The organism is Crossiella sp. NPDC003009 (assembly GCF_053591555.1).
In genome coordinates, this window is the sequence record NZ_JBSFUA010000006.1 from 1 (window position 1) to 17,967 (window position 17,967).

Sequence of the window (17,967 nt, forward strand, 5' to 3'; positions counted from 1 at the left end):
TGCCTGATGCCGGCCTCCTGGGCGGCCAGGGTTTCGGCCAGGCGGCCCAGGTTTTCCTGGATGTCCCGGGTTTCGTCGAACGCGGCCCGCATGTCATCGAGCCTGATGCCGGCCTCGGCCATCTTGCGGATCCACAGCAGGCGGATCATGTCGTCGTAGCCGTAGCGGCGGCGGCCGTCCCCGCCGCGCTCGGGCTCGGGAAGCAGACCGATCTGGTGGTAGTGGCGGATGGCGCGCGGGGTCGTTCCGGCGAAGGCGGCCGCGTCACCGATCTTGACCTGACGGGGCGGCGTGACGGAGGGGTACATCGCAACGGAACCTTTCGTGCTGTGGTGCCGCCAAGGACAGCACATGCCGCTACGGCAGGTGCAAGACATGCCGCTACGGCAGGTGCAAGACATGCCGCTACGGCAGGTGCAAGCGAAGTTCTCTAGACCGCGCGACCGCTGGAACGGGTGAGCCACCGTTGCTCGTGCTGCCCGCCCCACCTGGTGCTCCTAGCGTCGAGGGCAGTCGGGGAAAGCGAGGGAACCCAATGTTCTCGCAGGTCAAGAAGCTCACGCTGGTCGTCGCGGTACTCATGGGCGGGCTCACCGGCACCGCAGCCGCGGCACCGGCGCCGGCGGAGGTCGATCCGATCACGGCGGTGTTGCGGCTGGCCGATGCCGCCGCGCACCTGTGTGACGAGGAGAAGCCGGAACTGGTGACCAAACTCGGCGCGGCGGCGGACAAGGCGCTCGGCGACCTCCAGAAGATCGAGGGCGCGCCGGCGGAGCTGGCCGCGGCCCAGTTCGGGCTGGCCGCGATCCTCAGCGCGGACATCTGCAAGGACATCACCAGCGAGGGCGCGGCCGGGCTGATCGGCACCAAGGACTTCCGGGAGCTGGTGCTGAAGTTCTGCGAGTTCGCGCCGAAGTTGCTGACCTTCCACAAGGCACACGAGAAGGAGGTCAACGAGGTGCTCAGCAAGCTCATGGACGAGATCGCCAAGATCATCGCTGGCACCCGCTAGCCGAACACGTGACAGCGGCCGGTTCCCCAGGGAGAACCGGCCGCTGTCGTGTCCGCGCTCAGCTCATGTGCGCGAACTTCTCGTCCGTGGCCCGCCGGTCCTGCCTGCGCTGCTTGACGTTCTCCACCATCGTGTAGAGCGTCGGCACCAGCAGCAGGGTCAGCACCGTGGAGGAGACCAGGCCGCCGATCACCACGATGGCCAGCGGCTGGGAGATGAACCCGCCGCCGCCGGTGAGGCCCAGCGCCATCGGGATCAGCGCGAAGATCGTGGCGGCCGCGGTCATCACGATGGGGCGCAGGCGGTGCCGCCCGCCCTCGATGACCGCTTCCCGCACGCTCAGGCCGTCCCTGCGGTACTGGTTCATCAGGTCGATCAGCACGATCGCGTTGGTCACCACGATGCCGACCAGCATCAGCATGCCGATCAGCGCCGGGACGCCGAGGGCCTTGCCGGTGATGAGCAGCAGGCCGATCGCGCCGGTGGCCGCGAACGGGATGGAGACCAGCAGGATCAGCGGCTGGACCAGGCTCTGGAAGGTGGCCACCATGATCACGAACACGATGGCGATCGCGACCAGCAGGGCCAGCCCGAGGTCCGAGAACGCCTTCTGCTGCTCCGCGCTGACGCCGCCGATGGTGTAGCTCGCGCCGCCGGGCAGCTTGAGCGCGTCCAGCTTCTGGCGCAGCTGGGTGGTGACCTCGCCCAGGTTCTGGCCGACCGGGGTGGCCTTCACCGTGGCGCTGCGGGAACCGTTGATTCGCTTGATCTGCACCGGGGCGTCCACCTGCTTGACCTCGGCCACCGAGTCCAGCCGGACCGGACCGCCCGCGGTGAGCAGCTGGTACGCCTTGATCTGGTTCAGGTTCTCCGGCGCGGCGCCGCCGGTGAGCTGCACGTCCTGGCGCTTGCCGTCCACCGAGATCTGGCCGACCGTGGCGCCCCGGAAAGCCTGCCCGAGCAGCTGGCCCACCGACTGGTCGCTGAGCCCGGCCTTGCCCGCGGCCTCCCGGTCCAGGGTGACCTGCACCCGCGGAGCGCTGTCGCCGAGGTCGCTGGCCACGTCGGTGACCCCGCTGATGCTCCGCACGGTGTCGGTGACCTGGTCGGCCGCGGTGCGCAGCGCACCGGGGTCGGAGGCCTGCACGTTGACCTCGAGGTTGGTCGAGCCGAGGCCGCCACCGCCGCCACCGCCCGCGCCGACGGTGATGTCACCGGCGCCGCTGAGCTCGTTGGTGCGCTCGCGCAGCTTCTTCTCCACCGCGGGAGTGTCCACATCGTCCTTGAGCGTCACCGAGTAGGTCGCGGAGTTGCTGCCACCGCCGCCGCCGAAGGCCGCGAACCCGCCTGCCGAGCCGACGTTGACCTGGTAGGTCTTGACCTCGGGGGTGTCCTTGAGCACCTCCTCGACCTTCTTGGCCGCGGCGTCGGTGGCCTGCAGGCTGCTGCCGATGGGCAGTTTCTGTTGCAGGGAGATGGTGTTCTGGCCGGAGGAGTCCAGGAAGTTGGTCTGCAGCTGCGGAACCAGGGCCAGGGTGCCGCCGAAGACGAGCACCGCGGCGATCACGGTGAGCCAGCGGCGTTTGGTGACCCAGCGCAGGATCGGCACGTACATCCGCTGCATGAAGCCGCGGCGTTCCTTCTCCACCTGCGCCCGCAGCACCTCGCGGGCCTCTTCCTCGTCCTCGGGCAGCACGCTGGGCTTGAGGAACCAGTAGGCCAGCACCGGGATGATGGTCAGCGCGACCAGCAGCGAGGCCAGCAGGGCCACCGTGACGGTGAGCGCGAACGGGGCGAACAGCTCGCCGACCATGCCGCTGGTGAAGGCGATCGGCAGGAACACCGCGACCGTGGTCAGCGTGGAGGAGGTGACCGCGCCGGCCACCTCGCGCACGCCGTCGAGCACCGCCTCGCGTTTCTCCTCGCCGTAGCCCAGATGTCGTTTGATGTTCTCCAGCACCACGATCGAGTCGTCCACCACCCGGCCGACCGCGATGGTGAGCGCGCCGAGGGTGAGCATGTTCAGCGACAGGTCGCCGGTCCACAGCACGATCAGCGCGATCACCAGGGACAGCGGGATGGAGACCGCGGTGACCAGGGTGGAGCGGATGGACAGCAGGAAGATCAGGATGATGATGACCGCGAAGCCCAGGCCGAGCGCGCCCTCGGTGGTCAGGCCCTCCACCGACTTCTCCACGAACGGCGCCTGGTCGAAGACCACGTCCAGCTTGGCGTTGCCGCCCACCGACTCGGCCAGGCTGCCCAGCTTGTCCCGCACCGCGTGCGAGACGTCGACGGCGTTGCCGTCCGGGGACAGGGTGACCGAGATGCCGAGGCTTTCCTTGCCGTTGGTGCGGGTCAGCGAGCTGGCCGGGGCCTGGCTCTCCTTGACCGCGGCCACCTCGCCGAGCTTGACCGGCTTCGCCGCGCGGTTGGCCGCGCCACCAGGGCCGCCACCGCCGCCCGCACCGCCCGCGCTCGGGGTGAGGTAGAGGTTCTGCAGGTCCTTGAGCGAGCCGAGCTGCTGTCCGACCTGGACCGACAGCGACTTGTCGCCCTCGGTGATGGACCCGGCCGGGATGGAGATCCCGTTGGCGCGCAAGGCTTCCGCCACCGAGGTCGGGGCGAGGCCAGCCGCCAGCAGCTTGGCGGTGTCCGGGGTGATGGTGACGATCTCCTTGGGCGCGCCGGTGATCGTGGCCTCGCGCACCCCCGGCAGCCGCTGCAACTCAGGCACCACACTGCGGTCCAGCTTCTGCGCCAGGTCCCGCAGCTCGCCGTCGGCCGAGGCGGCCAGCACCACCGCGGGCAGGCTGTCGGTGGAGCCGACGATCACCTCCGGCTCGACGTCCTGCGGCAGCTGCTTGCCGATCCGGTTCAGCGCCTGCTGGATGTCGTTGACCGCGTCGCTGACCACGGTGCCGTACTGGAACTGCACCTGCACCGTCGAGGAGCCCTCGCGCGAGGTGGAGGTGACCTTGTCCACCCCGTTGATCCCGCGCACCGCGTTCTCGACCGGGATGCTCACCTGGTCCTCGACCAGCTCCGGCGAGGAACCGGGGTAGCTGGCCACCACGGTCGCCGCCGGGAACTCCAGCGAGGGCAGCAGCTCCTGTTTCAGAGACGGGATGGCGAACGCCCCGAATGCCGCCGCGACTATCGCGATCAGCGCGATCAGCGCCCGGTTGGCAAGGCTCAGCCTGGCCAGCGAAGTCATGCTCGTCTCCTGAGTTGGGTATTCAGCCTGGTGCTAATAGTCTGCCTCACCCGAAGGGTCTATGTGGTGTGGGCCTGTTAACGTCCGGTACCCGCATTAAGAACGTTGCATGCCGAGGCCGAGGAGCAGAGTTGCCGGAGGAGTTGCCTGCGGAGCGGTCGCAGCTGATCGACTCCCTGATGGCCGCCCAGCGGCAGTTGCGCGCGCTGGCGGCCTCCGACCACGGCAACCCGCTGTTCTCGATCAACCTGACCATGCAGCAGCTGCGGCTGTTATTGGTGGTGTCCATCCAGGGCCCCCGTTCCAGCCAAGAACTGACCCACGAGCTGAAGGTCAGCCCCGCCACCGTGACCGGGCTGGTGGACCGTCTGGTGGCACACGGCTACGTCCAACGTCGCGAGGATCCCAACGACCGGCGTATCCGGCGCATCGAACCCACGAAAGAGGGACACGAGCTGATCGCGCGGTTGGATGATGCGGGTTCCACCCACTTCCGCGGCTTACTGGACCGGCTCGACGCCGAGGACCTGATGGCCCTGGACCGGGTCATCCGCCGCCTGGTGGAGCTGGCCCGCGAGGAGAAGGGGACCTCAACGTGAACCTGCCCGAACAGCTGTACCTGCTGGCCTGCGACCCGGAGCGGCGCCGGGTGCCTGAACGCGACAAGCTCGGCCGGGTGCTGCGCGCCGCCGCCCTGACCGACCTGGTCCTGCGCGGCAGGCTCACCGACGCCGACGACCGCCCCACCACCGACTCGGTGAAGCCGACCGGCGACCAGCTCCTGGACGAGGTGCTCGCCGAGGTCAGCCGGGACAAGCCGCGCAAGTGGCGGGCCTGGGTGTCCCGGAACCACCGCCCGATGCTCAAGCAGGTGCAGGCGGGCCTGGCCCGCACCGGCGCGATCTCGGTCCGGCAGCGGCGGGCGCTGGGCCTGTTTCCCGTCGACGAGGTGACGGTGCACGACGCGGTGGGGCGGGAGCGGCTGCGCGAGCGGGTGCGCAGCGTGGTCATCGAGGAGCGCACGGGGGCGGCGGCGGAGACGGCGCTGGCCGCGCTGGCCGCGACCGGGGAGCTGCGGATGGTGCTCACCGCGCGTGAGCGGCGGCAGCACAAGGCGCACATCAAGGAGCTGCTGGCGGCCATCGGCCCCGCGGGCCCGGCGCTGCGCAAGGTGATCGACGGCCTGAAAGCCGCCCACTCCGCCGCCGTCCACGGCGGAGGCGGCTGACCCGGCCAGCACCCGGTGCAAAGAACGGCCGGCACGCGGTCAGGGTCTCCCCTGGCGCGTGCCGGCCGTTCCCGTTCGCTGGGTCAGCGGCCGAGCTTCTTGTCCAGGCCTGCCCGGCGCAGCGCGTCGGCCATGGCCCCACCCATGCTGCCGCCGCCCGAGCCGCCGCCGTCACGACGCTGGCCGCCGCCGGAGCCGCCGCGCTGACCACCGCCACCGCCACGCTGGCCGCCACCGCCACCGCGGTTGCCGCCGCCCTGCGGACGACCGCCGCCCCGGGACTCGCGCGGGTTGCCGCCGCCGCTCTTCTCCGGCTCGTCCTCCAGCCGCAGCGTCAGCGAGATCCGCTTGCGGGCCGGGTCGACCTCCAGGACCTTCACCCGGACGATATCGCCGGACTTGACCACGTCGCGGGGGTCCTTGACGAAGGTGCGGGACATCGCCGAGACGTGCACGAGGCCGTCCTGGTGCACGCCGATGTCGACGAAGGCGCCGAAGGCCGCGACGTTGGTGACCTGGCCTTCCAGGATCATGCCCGGCTGCAGGTCGGCGATCTTCTCCACGCCTTCCTTGAAGACCGCGGTCTGGAAGGCGGGGCGGGGGTCGCGGCCGGGCTTGTCCAGCTCCTTGAGGATGTCGGTGACCGTGGGCAGGCCCACCGTGTCGTCGACGAAGTCCTTGGGCTGCAAGGAGGTCAGCACCCGGGTGTTGCCGATGAGCTCCTTGAGCTCCAGCTTGGCCGCGCCCGCGATGCGGCGCACCACCGGGTAGGACTCCGGGTGCACGCTGGAGGAGTCCAGCGGGTCGTCGCCGTCGGGGATGCGCAGGAAGCCCGCGCACTGCTCGAAGGCCTTGGGGCCCAGGCGGGCGACCTTCTTCAGCTCGCTGCGGGAGCGGAACGGGCCGTTGTCATCGCGGTGCAGCACGATGTTCTCGGCCAGGCCCTCGCCGATGCCCGATACCCTGGTCAGCAGCGGGGCGGAGGCGGTGTTGACGTCGACGCCGACGGCATTCACACAGTCCTCGACCACCGCGTCCAGCGAGCGGGACAGCTTCACCTCGGACAGGTCGTGCTGGTACTGGCCGACGCCGATGGACTTCGGGTCGATCTTGACCAGCTCGGCCAGCGGGTCCTGCAGGCGGCGGGCGATGGAGACCGCGCCGCGGATGGAGACGTCCAGCTCGGGCAGCTCGGCGGAGGCGTAGGCCGAGGCGGAGTAGACCGAGGCGCCCGCTTCCGAGACCGTGGTCTTGGTCAGCTTCAGCTGCGGGAACTGCTTGATCAGGTCGCCGGCCAGCTTGTCGGTCTCGCGGGAGGCGGTGCCGTTGCCGATGGCGATCAGCTCGACCTTGTGCTTGTCCGCCAGCCTGGCCAGCACCGCCAGCGACTCGTCCCAGCGCTGCTGCGGCACGTGCGGGTAGATGGTGGCGTGCTCGACCACCTTGCCGGTGGCGTCGACCACCGCGACCTTCACACCGGTGCGGAAACCGGGGTCCAGGCCCATGGTGGCGCGGGTGCCGGCCGGTGCGGCCAGCAGCAGGTCGCGCAGGTTGGCCGCGAACACCCGCACGGCCTCGTCCTCGGCGGCCTGGCGCAGCCGCATCCGCAGGTCGATGCCCAGGTGCACCAGGATCTTGGTGCGCCAGGCCCAGCGCACGGTGTCGGTGAGCCACTTGTCCGCGGCCCTGCCCTTGTCCTCGACGCCGAACTTGGCCGCGATGGCGATCTCGAACCGGCTCGGCCCGGCCGGGGCGTCCTCGGCCAGCTCCTCCGGCTGCAGGGTGAGGTCGAGGACCTCCTCCTTCTCGCCGCGGAACATGGCCAGGATGCGGTGCGAGGGCAGCTTGGTGAACGGCTCGGCGAAGTCGAAGTAGTCGGCGAACTTGGCGCCGTCGGTCTCCTTGCCCTCGCGGACCTTGGCCACCAGCCTGCCGCGGGACCACATGTCCTCACGCAGCGAGCCGATCAGGTCGGCGTCCTCGCCGAAGCGCTCGACCAGGATGGCGCGCGCCCCGTCCAGCGCGGCCTGCACGTCCGCCACGCCCTTGTCCGCGTCGACGAACACCGCGGCGGCGGCCTTCGGGTCGGTCTCCGGGTTGTCCAGCAGGCCGTCGGCCAGCGGCTCCAGCCCGGCCTCGCGGGCGATCATCGCCTTGGTGCGGCGCTTGGGTTTGAAGGGGAGGTAGATGTCCTCCAGCCGGGCCTTGGAGTCCGCGGCGAGGATCTGGGCTTCCAGCGCTTCGTCCAGCTTGCCCTGGCTGCGCACCGAGTCGAGCACGGCGGCGCGCCGTTCCTCCAGCTCGCGCAGGTAGCGCAACCGCTCCTCGAGCGTGCGCAGCTGCGCGTCGTCGAGCATGCCGGTCGCTTCCTTGCGGTACCGGGCGATGAACGGCACGGTGGATCCGCCGTCGAGCAGCTCGACCGCCGATCGCACCTGCCCTTCCCGCACACCGATTTCCTCGGCGATCCGCTGATGAATCGAGGTGGTCACGGGTGACAGCCTGCCTGACGACGGATTCGGGCGGCGCAACTACCCCCCGTGACGTGCCCGGCCGGGGCTCACTCCAGCACGCCGCCGTGCCGCCAGTAGCCGGAGAAGTAGATCCGCCGCTTGTCCAGGCCGCGTTCCCGGACCAGGTGCCTGCGCAGCTGTTTGACCAGCTCGCTCTCCCCCGCGAGCCAGGCGTAGGGCAGCCCGGCTGGCAGCTCGGCGGCGCGCACCGCGGCCAGCAGCGCCTGCCCTGCCGCAGCGCCTGGTTGCCGCGGCAACCAGCTGATGGTGACCTCACCCAGGGTGTCCAGCGGGCGCGCGTCGCCGGGGTCGGGCACCTCGGCGAAGACCACCGCGCGCTCGCCAGGCCCGAGAGCCTCCACAATGGACATCATCGCGGGCAGCGCGGTCTCGTCCCCGGCCAGCAGCCGGAAGTCCGTGTCAGCCGGCGGGTGGAACTCGTTGCCCAGCACCGGGAAGTGCCGCGCGTCCGGTCCGCAGATGGCCGCCCGGTCGCCCTCGGCGGCGCGCAGCGCCCAGGCCGAGGCGGGGCCGGTCTCGCCGTGCAGCACGAACTCGATGTCGACCTCGGCGCGCTCGGGATCGTGCCGCCGGATGGTGTAGGAGCGCATCGGCGGGCGGATGTCCGGGTCGATGTCCAGGTACTCCTGGTACCAGTCGCCGCCGCGGGCCGGCAGCCGGAAGTCGGCGCGCTCGGGGCGCGGGAAGAAGACCTTGCAGCGCTGGTCGTTGCCGCCGCTGGCGAAGCCGGCCAGATCCGGTCCGCCGAAGGTGATCAAGCGGACGCTGGGCGAGAGCTGGACCACGCGCCGCACCGCGACGTGGAAGATGGTGTACGGACGGATCGTCGACCGGTCCAGCGCCTCAGTGCTCACAGAACCCCCACCTAAGTTGCTTAGCCTAACCTTACCAAGATCACCTGACTGGGGACAGTTCTGGCGGATCGGTAGAATTCGCTGACATGCAGTGGCGACGTGGCGGGTGGGAACGGGAAGCCCCGCCCACCCAGGTGAATCCCGTGCTCACCGACCCGACCAAGCGGTCGGCCACCAGGAAGATGGCGGCCCCCAAGATCGCCACCCCGCTGGCCTACGACCTGGACTTCGGCGCGGCCAGCGCCCGCTGGCTGCTGCTGGCCGGCGCAGTGTTCGGGCTGGCCACGGTGGCCTGCGCGGCGGTGATCGCCAACGGCGACGCCAGGACCTTCACCTGGGTCTGGCAGCTGCTCTTCGCCGCGCTGTTCATCTGGAGCGTGTTCAGCATCCGCGGCACCCTGCGCGGCCGGGGCGTGATCGCCACCGGGGACGCGCTGTCCTGGCGCAGCGACGGCGCGGTGCACCGCATCCCGTGGTCGGAGATCGGCGCGATCGGCGTGGGCACCGCACCCTGGTTCAACCACGCCAGCCTGGTGCACCCCGAGCAGCGCCAGGCCCTGGAGGTCTTCCCCGCCGACCCGGCCTTCCCGGCCCGCTACCCGGCGCTGGACGAGTGGCGGGTGGAGGAGGAGCCGCCGATGCCCGGCCTGCCGCACACCCGGTACCGGTTCCCGTTCCCGCCGTTCACCCGGCTGCCGAAGCGGATCGAGCAAGCGGTGCAGGAGATCCAGCCCAAGCGGTGGCATGGCCGCTACGCCCGTACCCACGGCTGAGCACAATCCAGTGAACATCGCCCGCCTGTCCCTGCCTGGGGCGCGCGGGCGTCCTACTGTCAGAGGTAGCTGATCTTCGTTTCCCTCCTCACGCAAGGTGGTGACGAACGGTGTACCTGGACAGTCGGGCGCTGGACGCGGCCGGGGTCGAGAACAAGGTCCTTCGGGAGTCCTACGAGTTCTGCCGTCGGTTGCTGATCACCATGGAGGGCCGGTCGTTCTGGGCGGCCAACCTGCTCTTCCCGCCGCTCAAGCGACCGCACATGTGCGCCATCTACGGCCTGGCCCGCTACGCCGACCAGATCGTGGACAGCGGCGATCCGCGGCACCGGGCCGAGGAGTTCGAGATCTGGAGCTCCCGGCTGCTGAGCGACCTGCGCTCCGGGGTGGGCGGCGACCCGATCGGCCGAGCCCTCGGTCACACCATGCACACCTGGGGTATAGCCCTGGCTGATGTGGAGAACTTCCTCAGCGGCATGCGGATGGACCTGACCATCTCCGAGTACCAGGACTTCGCCGACCTGGACCGCTACCTGGAGGCGGTGGACGGGTCCATGGCGCGGATGATCCTGCCGATCCTGGAGCCGCTGGACGCCGCCGCCACCGCGCACACCATCGCGACCAGCAAGGCCATGCAGCTGACCAACTTCCTGCGCGACATCAGCAAGGACTACCGCAGGCTGGGCCGCTGCTACCTGCCGCTGGCGGACCTGGAGCGCTTCGGCGTGCCGCGCTCGGACCTGGGCGCGCGCACCACCAGCCCGGCGCTGCGCGAGCTGGTCCGCTTCGAGATCGCCCGCACCCGGGAGTTGTGGAAGCTGGGCGCGGCCGGGGTGGACTACCTGCACCCCAGCAGCCGCCAGGCCTCCCGGCTGGCCACCGCGCTGTACTCCGGGATCCTGGATGAGATCGAGCGCCGCGACTACGAGGTGCTCGACACCAGGGCGAAGGTGAGCACCCGGCGCAAGGCCGCGCTGGTGCTGCGGGAGTACCTGCCCGCGCCGCGTTCCCAGGCGGCCTGATCACACGTTGTGCTGAACCGCTCGGGCGCCGGGTTGCCGGTCCCGGGCAGTCCCCCAAGGGTCGAAGGCATGGATAATGCTGGATTTTCCCGTCTGTCCATCCCACTCCTCACCGGCTCGCTGCTGCTGCTGGGCACACCGGCTCTGGCGCAGCCGGCCGACGCCGACGTCACCTGTGCCGCGGCGGCCGTGGCCAGCACGTCCGCCGGCGTCACCCTGGCCCAGGAAGCCGACTTCAAGATCACCGTCAAGGACACCACCGCGAGCTGCACGGACAACCGCGTGGGGATCAAGGCCGGGGAGCAGATCACCGGCGCGGTGATCACCGTGCCGAAAGCAGGCAAAGGCGAGGGCACCTGCGGCGAGCTGAAGGCGGAGATCACCGCTCACCTGGCCTGGGTGCGCGCCGACGGCGGCCGGACCGCGCCCAGCAAGGTGGAGGTCGAGCTCAAGATCGACGGCCTCGAGGTGATCACGGAGGCCGAGCTCGACGGTGGCACGCTCGACGGCTACACCGTCAGCGGCGACCTGACCAACCGCGCCGAGCTCCAGGAGCACCTGGCGGCGGGCTGCCTGAGCAACAGGGGCGTCACCTCGGCGGTGTTCGCGCTGACCTTCGGCTTCAGCGACGAGCCGGAGCACGGCTCAGGCCAGTGAGCCCACCCGCAGCCGCAGGCCGCCCCTCGGGCGCATCGCGGTCAGCGTGACCGGCCGGACCGGCTCGGTCGGCGGGTCCAGCTCGGCCCGTTGGAGCAGCCGGTCCAGCAGCACGGTCAGCTCCATGGTGGCGAAGCTGGCGCCGATGCACCGGTGCGCGCCGCCGCTGAAGGGCAGGAACTCGTGCGGCCCCGGCTTGCGGTAGCCGGGGCGCGCCGGGTCCCAGCGCTCCGGGTCGAAGCGCAGCGGGTCGGGGAACAGCTCCGGTAGCCGGTGGGTGACGTAGGGGCTGATGATGACCAGCCCGTCGGCGCGGATCCGGTGCCCGGCGTAGTCGAACTCGCGCACCGGTTTGCGGGCGCTGACCACCGCGGGCGGGTACAGCCGCAGGGCCTCGTTGACCGCCCACTCCCGGTACTCCGCTGACTCCCTCGCCCGCGCCAGCGCCGCCGGGTCCCGGACCAGTTCGTAGATCACCCAGGACATGGCCGCGCTGGTGGTGTCGTACCCGGCGGCGATCAGGCTGATCACCTGGTCCACCACCTCGGTCTCGGACAGGCCCGCGCCGTCCTCGTCGCGGGCCGCGACCAGCAGGGCCAGCACATCGCCCGCCCCGGGGTCCCGGTCCCGGCGGGTGATCTCCGCGCGCACCCGGTCGGCCACCTCGGCCCGTGCCCTGGCCGCGCGGCGGCGGGCCAGCGGGGACACCTGCTGCACCAGCGGCGGGCGTTCCACCAGGTCCAGGCCGATCTGCAGCAGCCTGCCCAGCTCGGGTTCGTCGGCGGCCAGGCGCGGGCCGAACAGGGCCTGGATGGTGCTGCGGCGGACCACCGCGCGGAAGGCCTGGTAGACGTCGACCACCTGGCCGGGCCGCCAGGTGTCCAGCTCAGCGTCGGCGTTGGCCCGCATCAGCTCGGCGTGCGCCCGGATGTGGCGGTGGTGGAAGGCGGGCTGGACCAGCCGCCGCCTGCGCCGGTGCGGTTCGCCGTCGCTGACGATCAGCGCGGTCTCCCCGCCGACCGGCACCAGGGTCTGGAACGCCTCGCGCCAGCGGAACAGTCCGGAGTTGGCGAAGACGAACTGGTTCGCCGCCGGCCCCAGCAGGTAGGTGAAGCGCAGCGGCGGGAACCCGGTCTGGATCACCGGCCCGTGCTGCCGGTGCAGGCGGGTCAGCTCGCGGTAGGGGTCACGCAGCATGGCCAGCAGGTGGCGGGACATCAGAAGGTCACCACCTGCCGGACCGCCTCGCCACTGGCCAGCCGGTCGAAGCCGGTGTTGATCTCATCCAGGGTGAGGCGGTGGCTGAGCAGGCGGTGCACGGGCAGGCGGCCCGCGGCGTGCAGCTCGACGAAGCGCGGGATGTCCCGGCCGGGCACGCTGGAGCCGAGGTAGCTGCCGCGCAGGGTGCGTTCCTCGGCGACCAGGCTGAGCGCGGGCAGGGTGAGCTTGTGGTCGGGGTGCGGCAGGCCGACGGTGACCGTGGTGCCGCCAGGGCGGGTGGCCGCGTAGGCCTGTTCCAGCACCCGCACGCTGCCGGTGGTGTCGATGACCTTGTCCGCGCCGCCCTTGGTCAGCTCGCGCACCGCGGCCACCGCGTCCGGGCCGCCGGCGACCGAGTCGGTGGCGCCGAGCTCGGTGGCCAGCTTCCGCTTGTTCTCCACCAGGTCCACCGCGACCAGCTGCCCGGCCCCGGCGACCAGCGCGCCGAGCACCGCGGCCAGCCCGACCCCGCCGAGCCCGAAGACCGCCACCCGCTCCCCCGGCTCGATCCGGGCGGAGTTCAGCGCCGCGCCCGCGCCGGTCAGCACCGCGCAGCCGAACAGCGCCGCGGTCTCCCACGGCAGCTCCCTGGGCACCGGCACCGCCGAGCGGGCCGAGACCACCGCGTACTCGGCGAAGGCGGACACGCCGAGGTGGTGGAACGGCCGCTCCCCCGCCGCGTCACGCCACCGCCTGGCTCCGCTGAGCAGGTGGCCGGCGCGGTTGGCGGCCGCACCCGGCTCGCACAGGGCCGGTCGGCCGCCGAGACAGCGCGGGCAGTGGCCGCAGGCGGGCACGAAGGAGAGCACGACGTGGTCGCCGAGAGCGAAGCCGGTGGTCCCGGGGCCGATCTCGACGACCTCGCCCGCGGCCTCGTGGCCGAGGACCATCGGGACCGGGCGGGGACGGGAGCCGTTGATCACGGAGAGGTCGGAGTGGCAGAGCCCGGCGGCGCGGACCTGGATCAGCAGCTCACCTGGGCCGGGGCCGTCCAGGGCGAGCTCGACGACGTCCAGGGGCCGGGACTCGGCATAGGGTCCCTCGGCCCCGATCTCGCGCAGCACCGCCGCCCGGACACGCTCCACGCCACTCATCCGACCTCCTGGGTGATCGTCTTCTCTACCAGTGCAACGAGCTAGGAGCGCAGGAGCTTCTCCAGGGCTGGGCGCAGCGGGGTGGTGATCTCGGTGGGGCGGCGGGTCACGCGGTCGACGAAGACATGGGTGAACGTGCCCTCGGCGGCCGGGGTGTCCGCGCCAGGGGAGAACAGGGCGATCTCGTAGCGGACACTGGAGCGGCCGAGGTGGGCCACCCGCAGACCGGCTTCCACCGGGTCCGGGAAGGCCAGTGGCGCGCGGAACTCGCAGCTGGACTGCACGCACAGGCCGATGGTGGGCCCGCCGTGGATGTCCAGGCCGCCTTCGGCGATCAGGTAGGTGTTGATCGCGGTGTCCATGAAGGCGTAGTACACGACGTTGTTCACGTGGCCGTAGACGTCGTTGTCGCCCCACCTGGTGGGGATGGTCAGCCACTGCACGTATCCGTCCCGCATGGGGGTCAGTTTGCCCTGTGCTCCCGCCGATCGTTACCATGCGATCGCATTGGAACAACGTCGCTTGGGGGAAGTCATGATCGTGCTGGGTGCCCTGCTGATCTTCCAGGGCTTTGGCGGCGCGCTGGCGCCGGTGCTCTGGGGCGGCAATCTCGGGCTGATGCACCTGATCGACCTGCCGATGTGGTCGCGCTACGCGATCGGCGTGATCGGGGTGGCCTGCGTGCTCGCCGGGCTGAACAAGCGCAAGACCGCCAGCTGATCAAGTAAAGAGCCTTGCCGAAGTCGGGTGGGCGGAGCTACCGTTACGGCTCCGCCACCGATGTAATCCATTGATCCTCCGCTGCGCGCAGAAAATGCGTTTCCGTGTACATGCATAGTGTTTACCAAATTTATACCGAAAACCGGTGAACATCCCACCTATGGAGTTCAGCCATTTAGCGGCCGATACCCATAAACATATACGCTAGCCTATCCCAGATGCTCTCCCACATATAGCGTAGCATTGGGAAGGACCCCTATGTTCCGTATGATGGCTGCTGTCGGCGCGACATTTGCGTTATTAACGTCGTTTACCCCTGCGGCATTTGCCGACGAGTCCGTGCCTCCGCCCACCGCGAAAATCACCATCGATCTGCTCACGGTGAACGGCTCGGGCTGCCCGCTCGGCACGGCCGCGGTGGCCGTCTCCCAAGACAACACTGCGTTCACCGTCACTTACAGCGAGTACCTGGCGCAGGTCGGCGTCGGCGCCAAGCCAACCGACATGCGGAAGAACTGTCAGCTCAACATGCGGGTCAACGTGCCGTCCGGGTTCACCTACGCGATCGCGCAGGCGGACTACCGCGGGTACGCCAACCTCGCCGCTGGCGCCAAGGGCATCGAGCGTGCCAACTACTACTTCCAGGGAATGTCGCCGACGGCCTTTATCAACCATAACTACAACGGGCCGTACGACGACAACTGGCAGGCCACCGACAAGGTCGATGTGGCCTCTCTGGTCTACGCCCCCTGTGGCGAAAAGCGCAACTTCAACATCAATACCGAGCTGCGCGTGGACAAGGGCACCTCCAATCCCGCGACCACGACCAGCTTCATGGCGATGGACTCCACCGATGGGGCCATCAACACCACATATCACTTCGCCTGGCAGAAGTGCCCGAAGTGGACGTGGCCTTGGTGACCCGGGGCTGACCGCGCTGCACCCTGCACAGCGCACGGCGACAACTCAAGTCGCCGTGCGCCAGCGCGCGTATACCCGCTATTCGAACCAGGTGCCCGAGGCCCAGGTGCGCCCGTCCCACACCTTCCGCTCGGCCGCGCCGGGGTCGGCCACCGCCCGGCGCTCGGTGTCGAAGATCCAGGTTTCCCGCTCGGTCTCGGTGTATCGGGGCCATTCCGGCTGATCCGGCAGTTGCGGCGACCCGGTGCGCGCGAACGCGGCCCAGCGCCGGTGCATCTCCGCGGACAGTTCGGCGGCCGCCGGATCGGCGCTGAGCGGGCTGCCCCGCCGGTCCGCGCCGTGCGCCCACACGTACGGCAGCTCGGTGCCGTGCCCGGCCGCCAGCATCGGCGAGAGCCAGGGCGCGGCCGCGTCGAAGCGGTAGCGCCACACCGGCGCGTGCCTGCTCTGCGCGTCCAGCAGGCGCACCGTGGGCACCCCGTAGCGCTCGTCGGTCATCACCGCCGCGTTGACCTCCCTGGTGCTCGCGGCCGGCCGGTTGGCCCGATAGGCCGAGAGCACCTCCTGCGCGCCGGTCTCGCCGAAGGCGGCGGCCAGCACCCGCGGCGCCCGGTCCCCCGCCCACGGGTCCATGGCCAGGTACAGCGCGGACTCCTCAAGGTTGCTGCCGGCCAGCAGCGGCACCCCGGCCGCCGATCCGTCGGCCACCCTGCGCACCGGCACCTCGGGCAGCACCGCGCCGTCCACGGTCGGCCGCCACACCCACATGCCGCGCCCGAACGGGCTCAGCTCGGTCTGCGCGGCCAGCAGCTCGGCGGCCGGCACCTGGCTGAGCCGGTTCGGCCGCACGTCCAGCAGGGCCAGCAGCCGGGCCGCCAGCGCGGCGCTGACCTCCTCGGCGGCCACGTGGTCCCCGCCGCCGCTCTGCGAGATCACCCCGTGGAAGAGCCCGGCCGCGGCGGGCGCGGCCATCAGGTTGGCCACGCTCTTCGCGCCGGCGGAGTTGCCCGCGATGGTGACCCGGTCCGGGTCGCCGCCGAAGGAGGCGATGTTGTCCCGCACCCAGCGCAGCGCGGCGATCTGGTCCAGCAGCCCGCCGTTGGCCGCGTGCGGGTGGGTCTCGCCGAGGTTGAGGAAGCCGAAGGCGCCCAGCCGGTAGTTGAGGGTGACCACGACCAGGTTGTCCCTGCGGGCGAAGGTGTCGCCGTCGCCGACGTGCTCGGGCCCCGCGCCGACCACGTACCCGCCGCCGTGCACCCACACCAGCACCGGGTGCGGGCCGGGCGCCACCGGCGCGCACACGTTGAGGTACAGGCAGTTCTCGCTGATCCGGCTGGGCTCGTCCATCGCGGCCGGGGTGGGCACCGGCACCGGTGCGGGCATCGCGGGCAGCACCGGCTGCATGGCGCGGGCGGCGAACCGGCGGGCGCCGCGCACCCCGGTCCACGGCCGCACCGGCTGCGGCGGGCGGTGCCGCAGCTCGCCCAGCGGCGGTTCGGCGTAGGGCAGGCCACGCCAGGCCAGCACGCCATCGAGGTCCAGCCCGCGGACGGTGCCGGCGGCGGTGTCGACGACAGTGCGGTCAGTGCTCACAGGGTTCCCCTCGCCGGTGGTTCAACAGGCCGGATCAGGTCAGGGCCGGGCTGGAGTCGCGCACCACCAGCTCGGGGGTCAGCCGGGCCGGCTCGGCCGCGCGGCCGTCGAGCCGGTCCAGCAGCCGGGCCACCGCGGTGCGGCCCATCTCCCGCATCGGCGAGCGCACGGTGGTCAGCGGCACGGTCAGCGCGGAGACCATCGGGATGTCGTTGAAGCCGACCAGCGCGAAGTCCTCGCCGATGCGGCGGCCGTGGTCGCGCAGCGCGCCCATCGCGCCGATGGCGGCCTCGTCGTTGACCGCGAAGGCCGCGGTCACCGGCAGCCCGGCGCGCAGCACCCGGTCCATCGCCGTATAGCCGCCAGCCGAGTCGTACCCGCTGTGCGCCACCAGCTCCGCGGGCACCGGGTGCCCGGCCTCGGCGCAGGCGCGGCGGAAACCGGTGGTGCGGTCGGCGCAGGTGCTCGCGTAGGGCTGACCGGCCAGCACCGCGATCGCGGTGTGCCCGCGCGCCAGCAGGTGCCGCGCGGCCAGCGCGCCACCGGCCTGGTCATCGCAGGTCACCGAGGGGTGCTCCGCGCAGCGGCGGCTGACCAGCACGAACGGCGAGTCGTCGCGCACCAGCCGGTCCAGCCCGGCCCCGTCCAGCCGGGCGTCGCCCACGATCAGCCCGTCCACCCTGGAGGACAGCAACGCGGCCAGCGCGGACTCGTGCTGCTCGGCCGAGTCGTGCGTGTTGGTCACGAAGGTCCGGTAACCGGCCTCCAGCGCGGCCTCCTGGATGCCCTCGTAGATCGCGGCCAGCACGTAGTCGGTGAGGGTGGGCACCAGCACGCCGAGGATGCGGGTGCGCTGGGTGCGCAGGCTGGCGGCGTACTCGTTGCGGATGTAGCCGAGCCGGTCGGCCGCGGCCCGCACCCTGGCCTCGGTGTCGGCGGTGACCTGGGCGGTGCCGTTGAGCACCCGCGCCACGGTGGAGATGTGCAGGCCGGTGGCCTCGGCCACTGCCCGCAGGGTCGCCCGCGCCACACGCACCTCCTTGCCCGCCCCGAACAGCCTAGTGGTCCACGGCGTCCACGCC

Annotated in this window: 17 protein-coding genes; 8 read left to right on the plus strand and 9 right to left on the minus strand. The window is 71.0% G+C overall.

What is annotated here, in order from left to right; all coding sequences use genetic code 11:
• On the minus strand, positions 1 to 308 hold a 308-nt coding region (locus tag ACWDY5_RS09005), incomplete at its 3' end, for a MerR family transcriptional regulator (protein ID WP_449721720.1).
• A 227-nt stretch (positions 309 to 535) separates the two neighbouring features.
• Between ACWDY5_RS09005 and ACWDY5_RS09010 the strand changes: the two genes are divergently transcribed.
• Complete coding sequence (locus tag ACWDY5_RS09010; RefSeq protein ID WP_449721721.1) at positions 536 to 1,012, plus strand: hypothetical protein; 477 nt, start codon at positions 536 to 538, stop codon at positions 1,010 to 1,012.
• A gap of 58 nt (positions 1,013 to 1,070) precedes the next feature.
• Here ACWDY5_RS09010 and ACWDY5_RS09015 read toward each other — a convergent pair whose 3' ends face one another.
• On the minus strand, positions 1,071 to 4,229 hold the full coding sequence (locus ACWDY5_RS09015) for an efflux RND transporter permease subunit (protein WP_449721722.1): 3,159 nt from the start codon (positions 4,227 to 4,229) through the stop codon (positions 1,071 to 1,073).
• Between the two features lie 131 nt (positions 4,230 to 4,360).
• Here ACWDY5_RS09015 and ACWDY5_RS09020 point away from each other — a divergent pair, with 131 nt between their 5' ends.
• Both ACWDY5_RS09020 and ACWDY5_RS09025 read left to right on the plus strand, forming a co-directional pair.
• Positions 4,361 to 4,828, plus strand: coding sequence for a MarR family winged helix-turn-helix transcriptional regulator (locus ACWDY5_RS09020; RefSeq protein ID WP_449721723.1), 468 nt, complete (start codon positions 4,361 to 4,363; stop codon positions 4,826 to 4,828).
• Entirely contained in the window at positions 4,825 to 5,457 is a 633-nt protein-coding gene (locus ACWDY5_RS09025) for a GOLPH3/VPS74 family protein (RefSeq protein ID WP_449721724.1), read from the plus strand. Before ACWDY5_RS09020 ends, ACWDY5_RS09025 begins: the two co-directional genes overlap by 4 nt.
• An 83-nt stretch (positions 5,458 to 5,540) precedes the next feature.
• Here ACWDY5_RS09025 and ACWDY5_RS09030 read toward each other — a convergent pair whose 3' ends face one another.
• Together ACWDY5_RS09030 and ACWDY5_RS09035 are read right to left on the minus strand one after the other, a co-directional pair.
• Positions 5,541 to 7,949: a Tex family protein gene (locus ACWDY5_RS09030; RefSeq protein ID WP_449721725.1), complete on the minus strand. Its 2,409-nt coding sequence runs from the start codon at positions 7,947 to 7,949 to the stop codon at positions 5,541 to 5,543.
• A gap of 68 nt (positions 7,950 to 8,017) precedes the next feature.
• Positions 8,018 to 8,845 carry a siderophore-interacting protein gene (locus tag ACWDY5_RS09035; RefSeq protein WP_449721726.1) on the minus strand — a complete coding sequence of 276 codons (828 nt, stop codon included), beginning with the start codon at positions 8,843 to 8,845 and terminating at the stop codon, positions 8,018 to 8,020.
• An 86-nt stretch (positions 8,846 to 8,931) separates the two neighbouring features.
• Between ACWDY5_RS09035 and ACWDY5_RS09040 the strand changes: the two genes are divergently transcribed.
• From ACWDY5_RS09040 to ACWDY5_RS09050, 3 genes are all read left to right on the plus strand, one after another.
• Complete coding sequence (locus ACWDY5_RS09040) at positions 8,932 to 9,618, plus strand: hypothetical protein (RefSeq protein ID WP_449721727.1); 687 nt, start codon at positions 8,932 to 8,934, stop codon at positions 9,616 to 9,618.
• Positions 9,619 to 9,728: 110 nt separating this feature from the next.
• Entirely contained in the window at positions 9,729 to 10,640 is a 912-nt protein-coding gene (locus ACWDY5_RS09045) for a phytoene/squalene synthase family protein (protein WP_449721728.1), read from the plus strand.
• Positions 10,641 to 10,709: 69 nt separating this feature from the next.
• Positions 10,710 to 11,297, plus strand: coding sequence for a hypothetical protein (locus tag ACWDY5_RS09050; protein WP_449721729.1), 588 nt, complete (start codon positions 10,710 to 10,712; stop codon positions 11,295 to 11,297).
• Here ACWDY5_RS09050 and ACWDY5_RS09055 read toward each other — a convergent pair.
• Genes ACWDY5_RS09055 through ACWDY5_RS09065 form a run of 3 tightly spaced genes read right to left on the minus strand, consistent with a single transcriptional unit; the run spans position 11,286 to position 14,109 of the window.
• Positions 11,286 to 12,515, minus strand: a complete 1,230-nt coding sequence (locus ACWDY5_RS09055; protein WP_449721730.1) for a cytochrome P450 — start codon at positions 12,513 to 12,515, stop codon at positions 11,286 to 11,288. The genes ACWDY5_RS09050 and ACWDY5_RS09055 overlap by 12 nt on opposite strands.
• Entirely contained in the window at positions 12,515 to 13,651 is a 1,137-nt protein-coding gene (locus tag ACWDY5_RS09060; RefSeq protein ID WP_449721731.1) for a zinc-dependent alcohol dehydrogenase family protein, read from the minus strand. Before ACWDY5_RS09060 ends, ACWDY5_RS09055 begins: the two co-directional genes overlap by 1 nt.
• 41 nt (positions 13,652 to 13,692) lie before the next feature.
• Positions 13,693 to 14,109, minus strand: a complete 417-nt coding sequence (locus tag ACWDY5_RS09065; RefSeq protein WP_449721732.1) for an acyl-CoA thioesterase — start codon at positions 14,107 to 14,109, stop codon at positions 13,693 to 13,695.
• A gap of 76 nt (positions 14,110 to 14,185) precedes the next feature.
• Between ACWDY5_RS09065 and ACWDY5_RS09070 the strand changes: the two genes are divergently transcribed.
• The gene (locus ACWDY5_RS09070) at positions 14,186 to 14,371 is read left to right on the plus strand and encodes a hypothetical protein (protein WP_449721733.1); all 186 of its coding nucleotides are present in this window, start codon (positions 14,186 to 14,188) and stop codon (positions 14,369 to 14,371) included.
• Between the two features lie 267 nt (positions 14,372 to 14,638).
• On the plus strand, positions 14,639 to 15,292 hold the full coding sequence (locus ACWDY5_RS09075) for a DUF4360 domain-containing protein (protein WP_449721871.1): 654 nt from the start codon (positions 14,639 to 14,641) through the stop codon (positions 15,290 to 15,292).
• Positions 15,293 to 15,370: 78 nt separating this feature from the next.
• Here the strand turns inward: ACWDY5_RS09075 and ACWDY5_RS09080 are convergent, their stop codons facing one another.
• Both ACWDY5_RS09080 and ACWDY5_RS09085 read right to left on the minus strand, forming a co-directional pair.
• Positions 15,371 to 16,885 (minus strand): carboxylesterase/lipase family protein, encoded by a 1,515-nt coding sequence (locus ACWDY5_RS09080; RefSeq protein ID WP_449721734.1) that lies wholly within the window; start codon positions 16,883 to 16,885, stop codon positions 15,371 to 15,373.
• A 34-nt stretch (positions 16,886 to 16,919) separates the two neighbouring features.
• Positions 16,920 to 17,915, minus strand: coding sequence for a LacI family DNA-binding transcriptional regulator (locus ACWDY5_RS09085; protein WP_449721735.1), 996 nt, complete (start codon positions 17,913 to 17,915; stop codon positions 16,920 to 16,922).
• Positions 17,916 to 17,967: the final 52 nt, after the last annotated feature.

What these genes read in the sequence shown, in the direction of transcription:
- ACWDY5_RS09050 (WP_449721729.1), top strand. Translation starts at nt 10,710, where the DNA reads ATGGATAATGCTGGATTTTCCCGTCTGTCCATCCCACTCCTCACCGGC.
- ACWDY5_RS09075 (WP_449721871.1), top strand. Translation starts at nt 14,639, where the DNA reads ATGATGGCTGCTGTCGGCGCGACATTTGCGTTATTAACGTCGTTTACC.
- ACWDY5_RS09055 (WP_449721730.1), bottom strand. Translation starts at nt 12,515, where the DNA reads ATGTCCCGCCACCTGCTGGCCATGCTGCGTGACCCCTACCGCGAGCTG.
- ACWDY5_RS09040 (WP_449721727.1), top strand. Translation starts at nt 8,932, where the DNA reads ATGCAGTGGCGACGTGGCGGGTGGGAACGGGAAGCCCCGCCCACCCAG.
- ACWDY5_RS09010 (WP_449721721.1), top strand. Translation starts at nt 536, where the DNA reads ATGTTCTCGCAGGTCAAGAAGCTCACGCTGGTCGTCGCGGTACTCATG.
- ACWDY5_RS09060 (WP_449721731.1), bottom strand. Translation starts at nt 13,651, where the DNA reads ATGAGTGGCGTGGAGCGTGTCCGGGCGGCGGTGCTGCGCGAGATCGGG.
- ACWDY5_RS09015 (WP_449721722.1), bottom strand. Translation starts at nt 4,229, where the DNA reads ATGACTTCGCTGGCCAGGCTGAGCCTTGCCAACCGGGCGCTGATCGCG.
- ACWDY5_RS09070 (WP_449721733.1), top strand. Translation starts at nt 14,186, where the DNA reads ATGATCGTGCTGGGTGCCCTGCTGATCTTCCAGGGCTTTGGCGGCGCG.
- ACWDY5_RS09065 (WP_449721732.1), bottom strand. Translation starts at nt 14,109, where the DNA reads ATGCGGGACGGATACGTGCAGTGGCTGACCATCCCCACCAGGTGGGGC.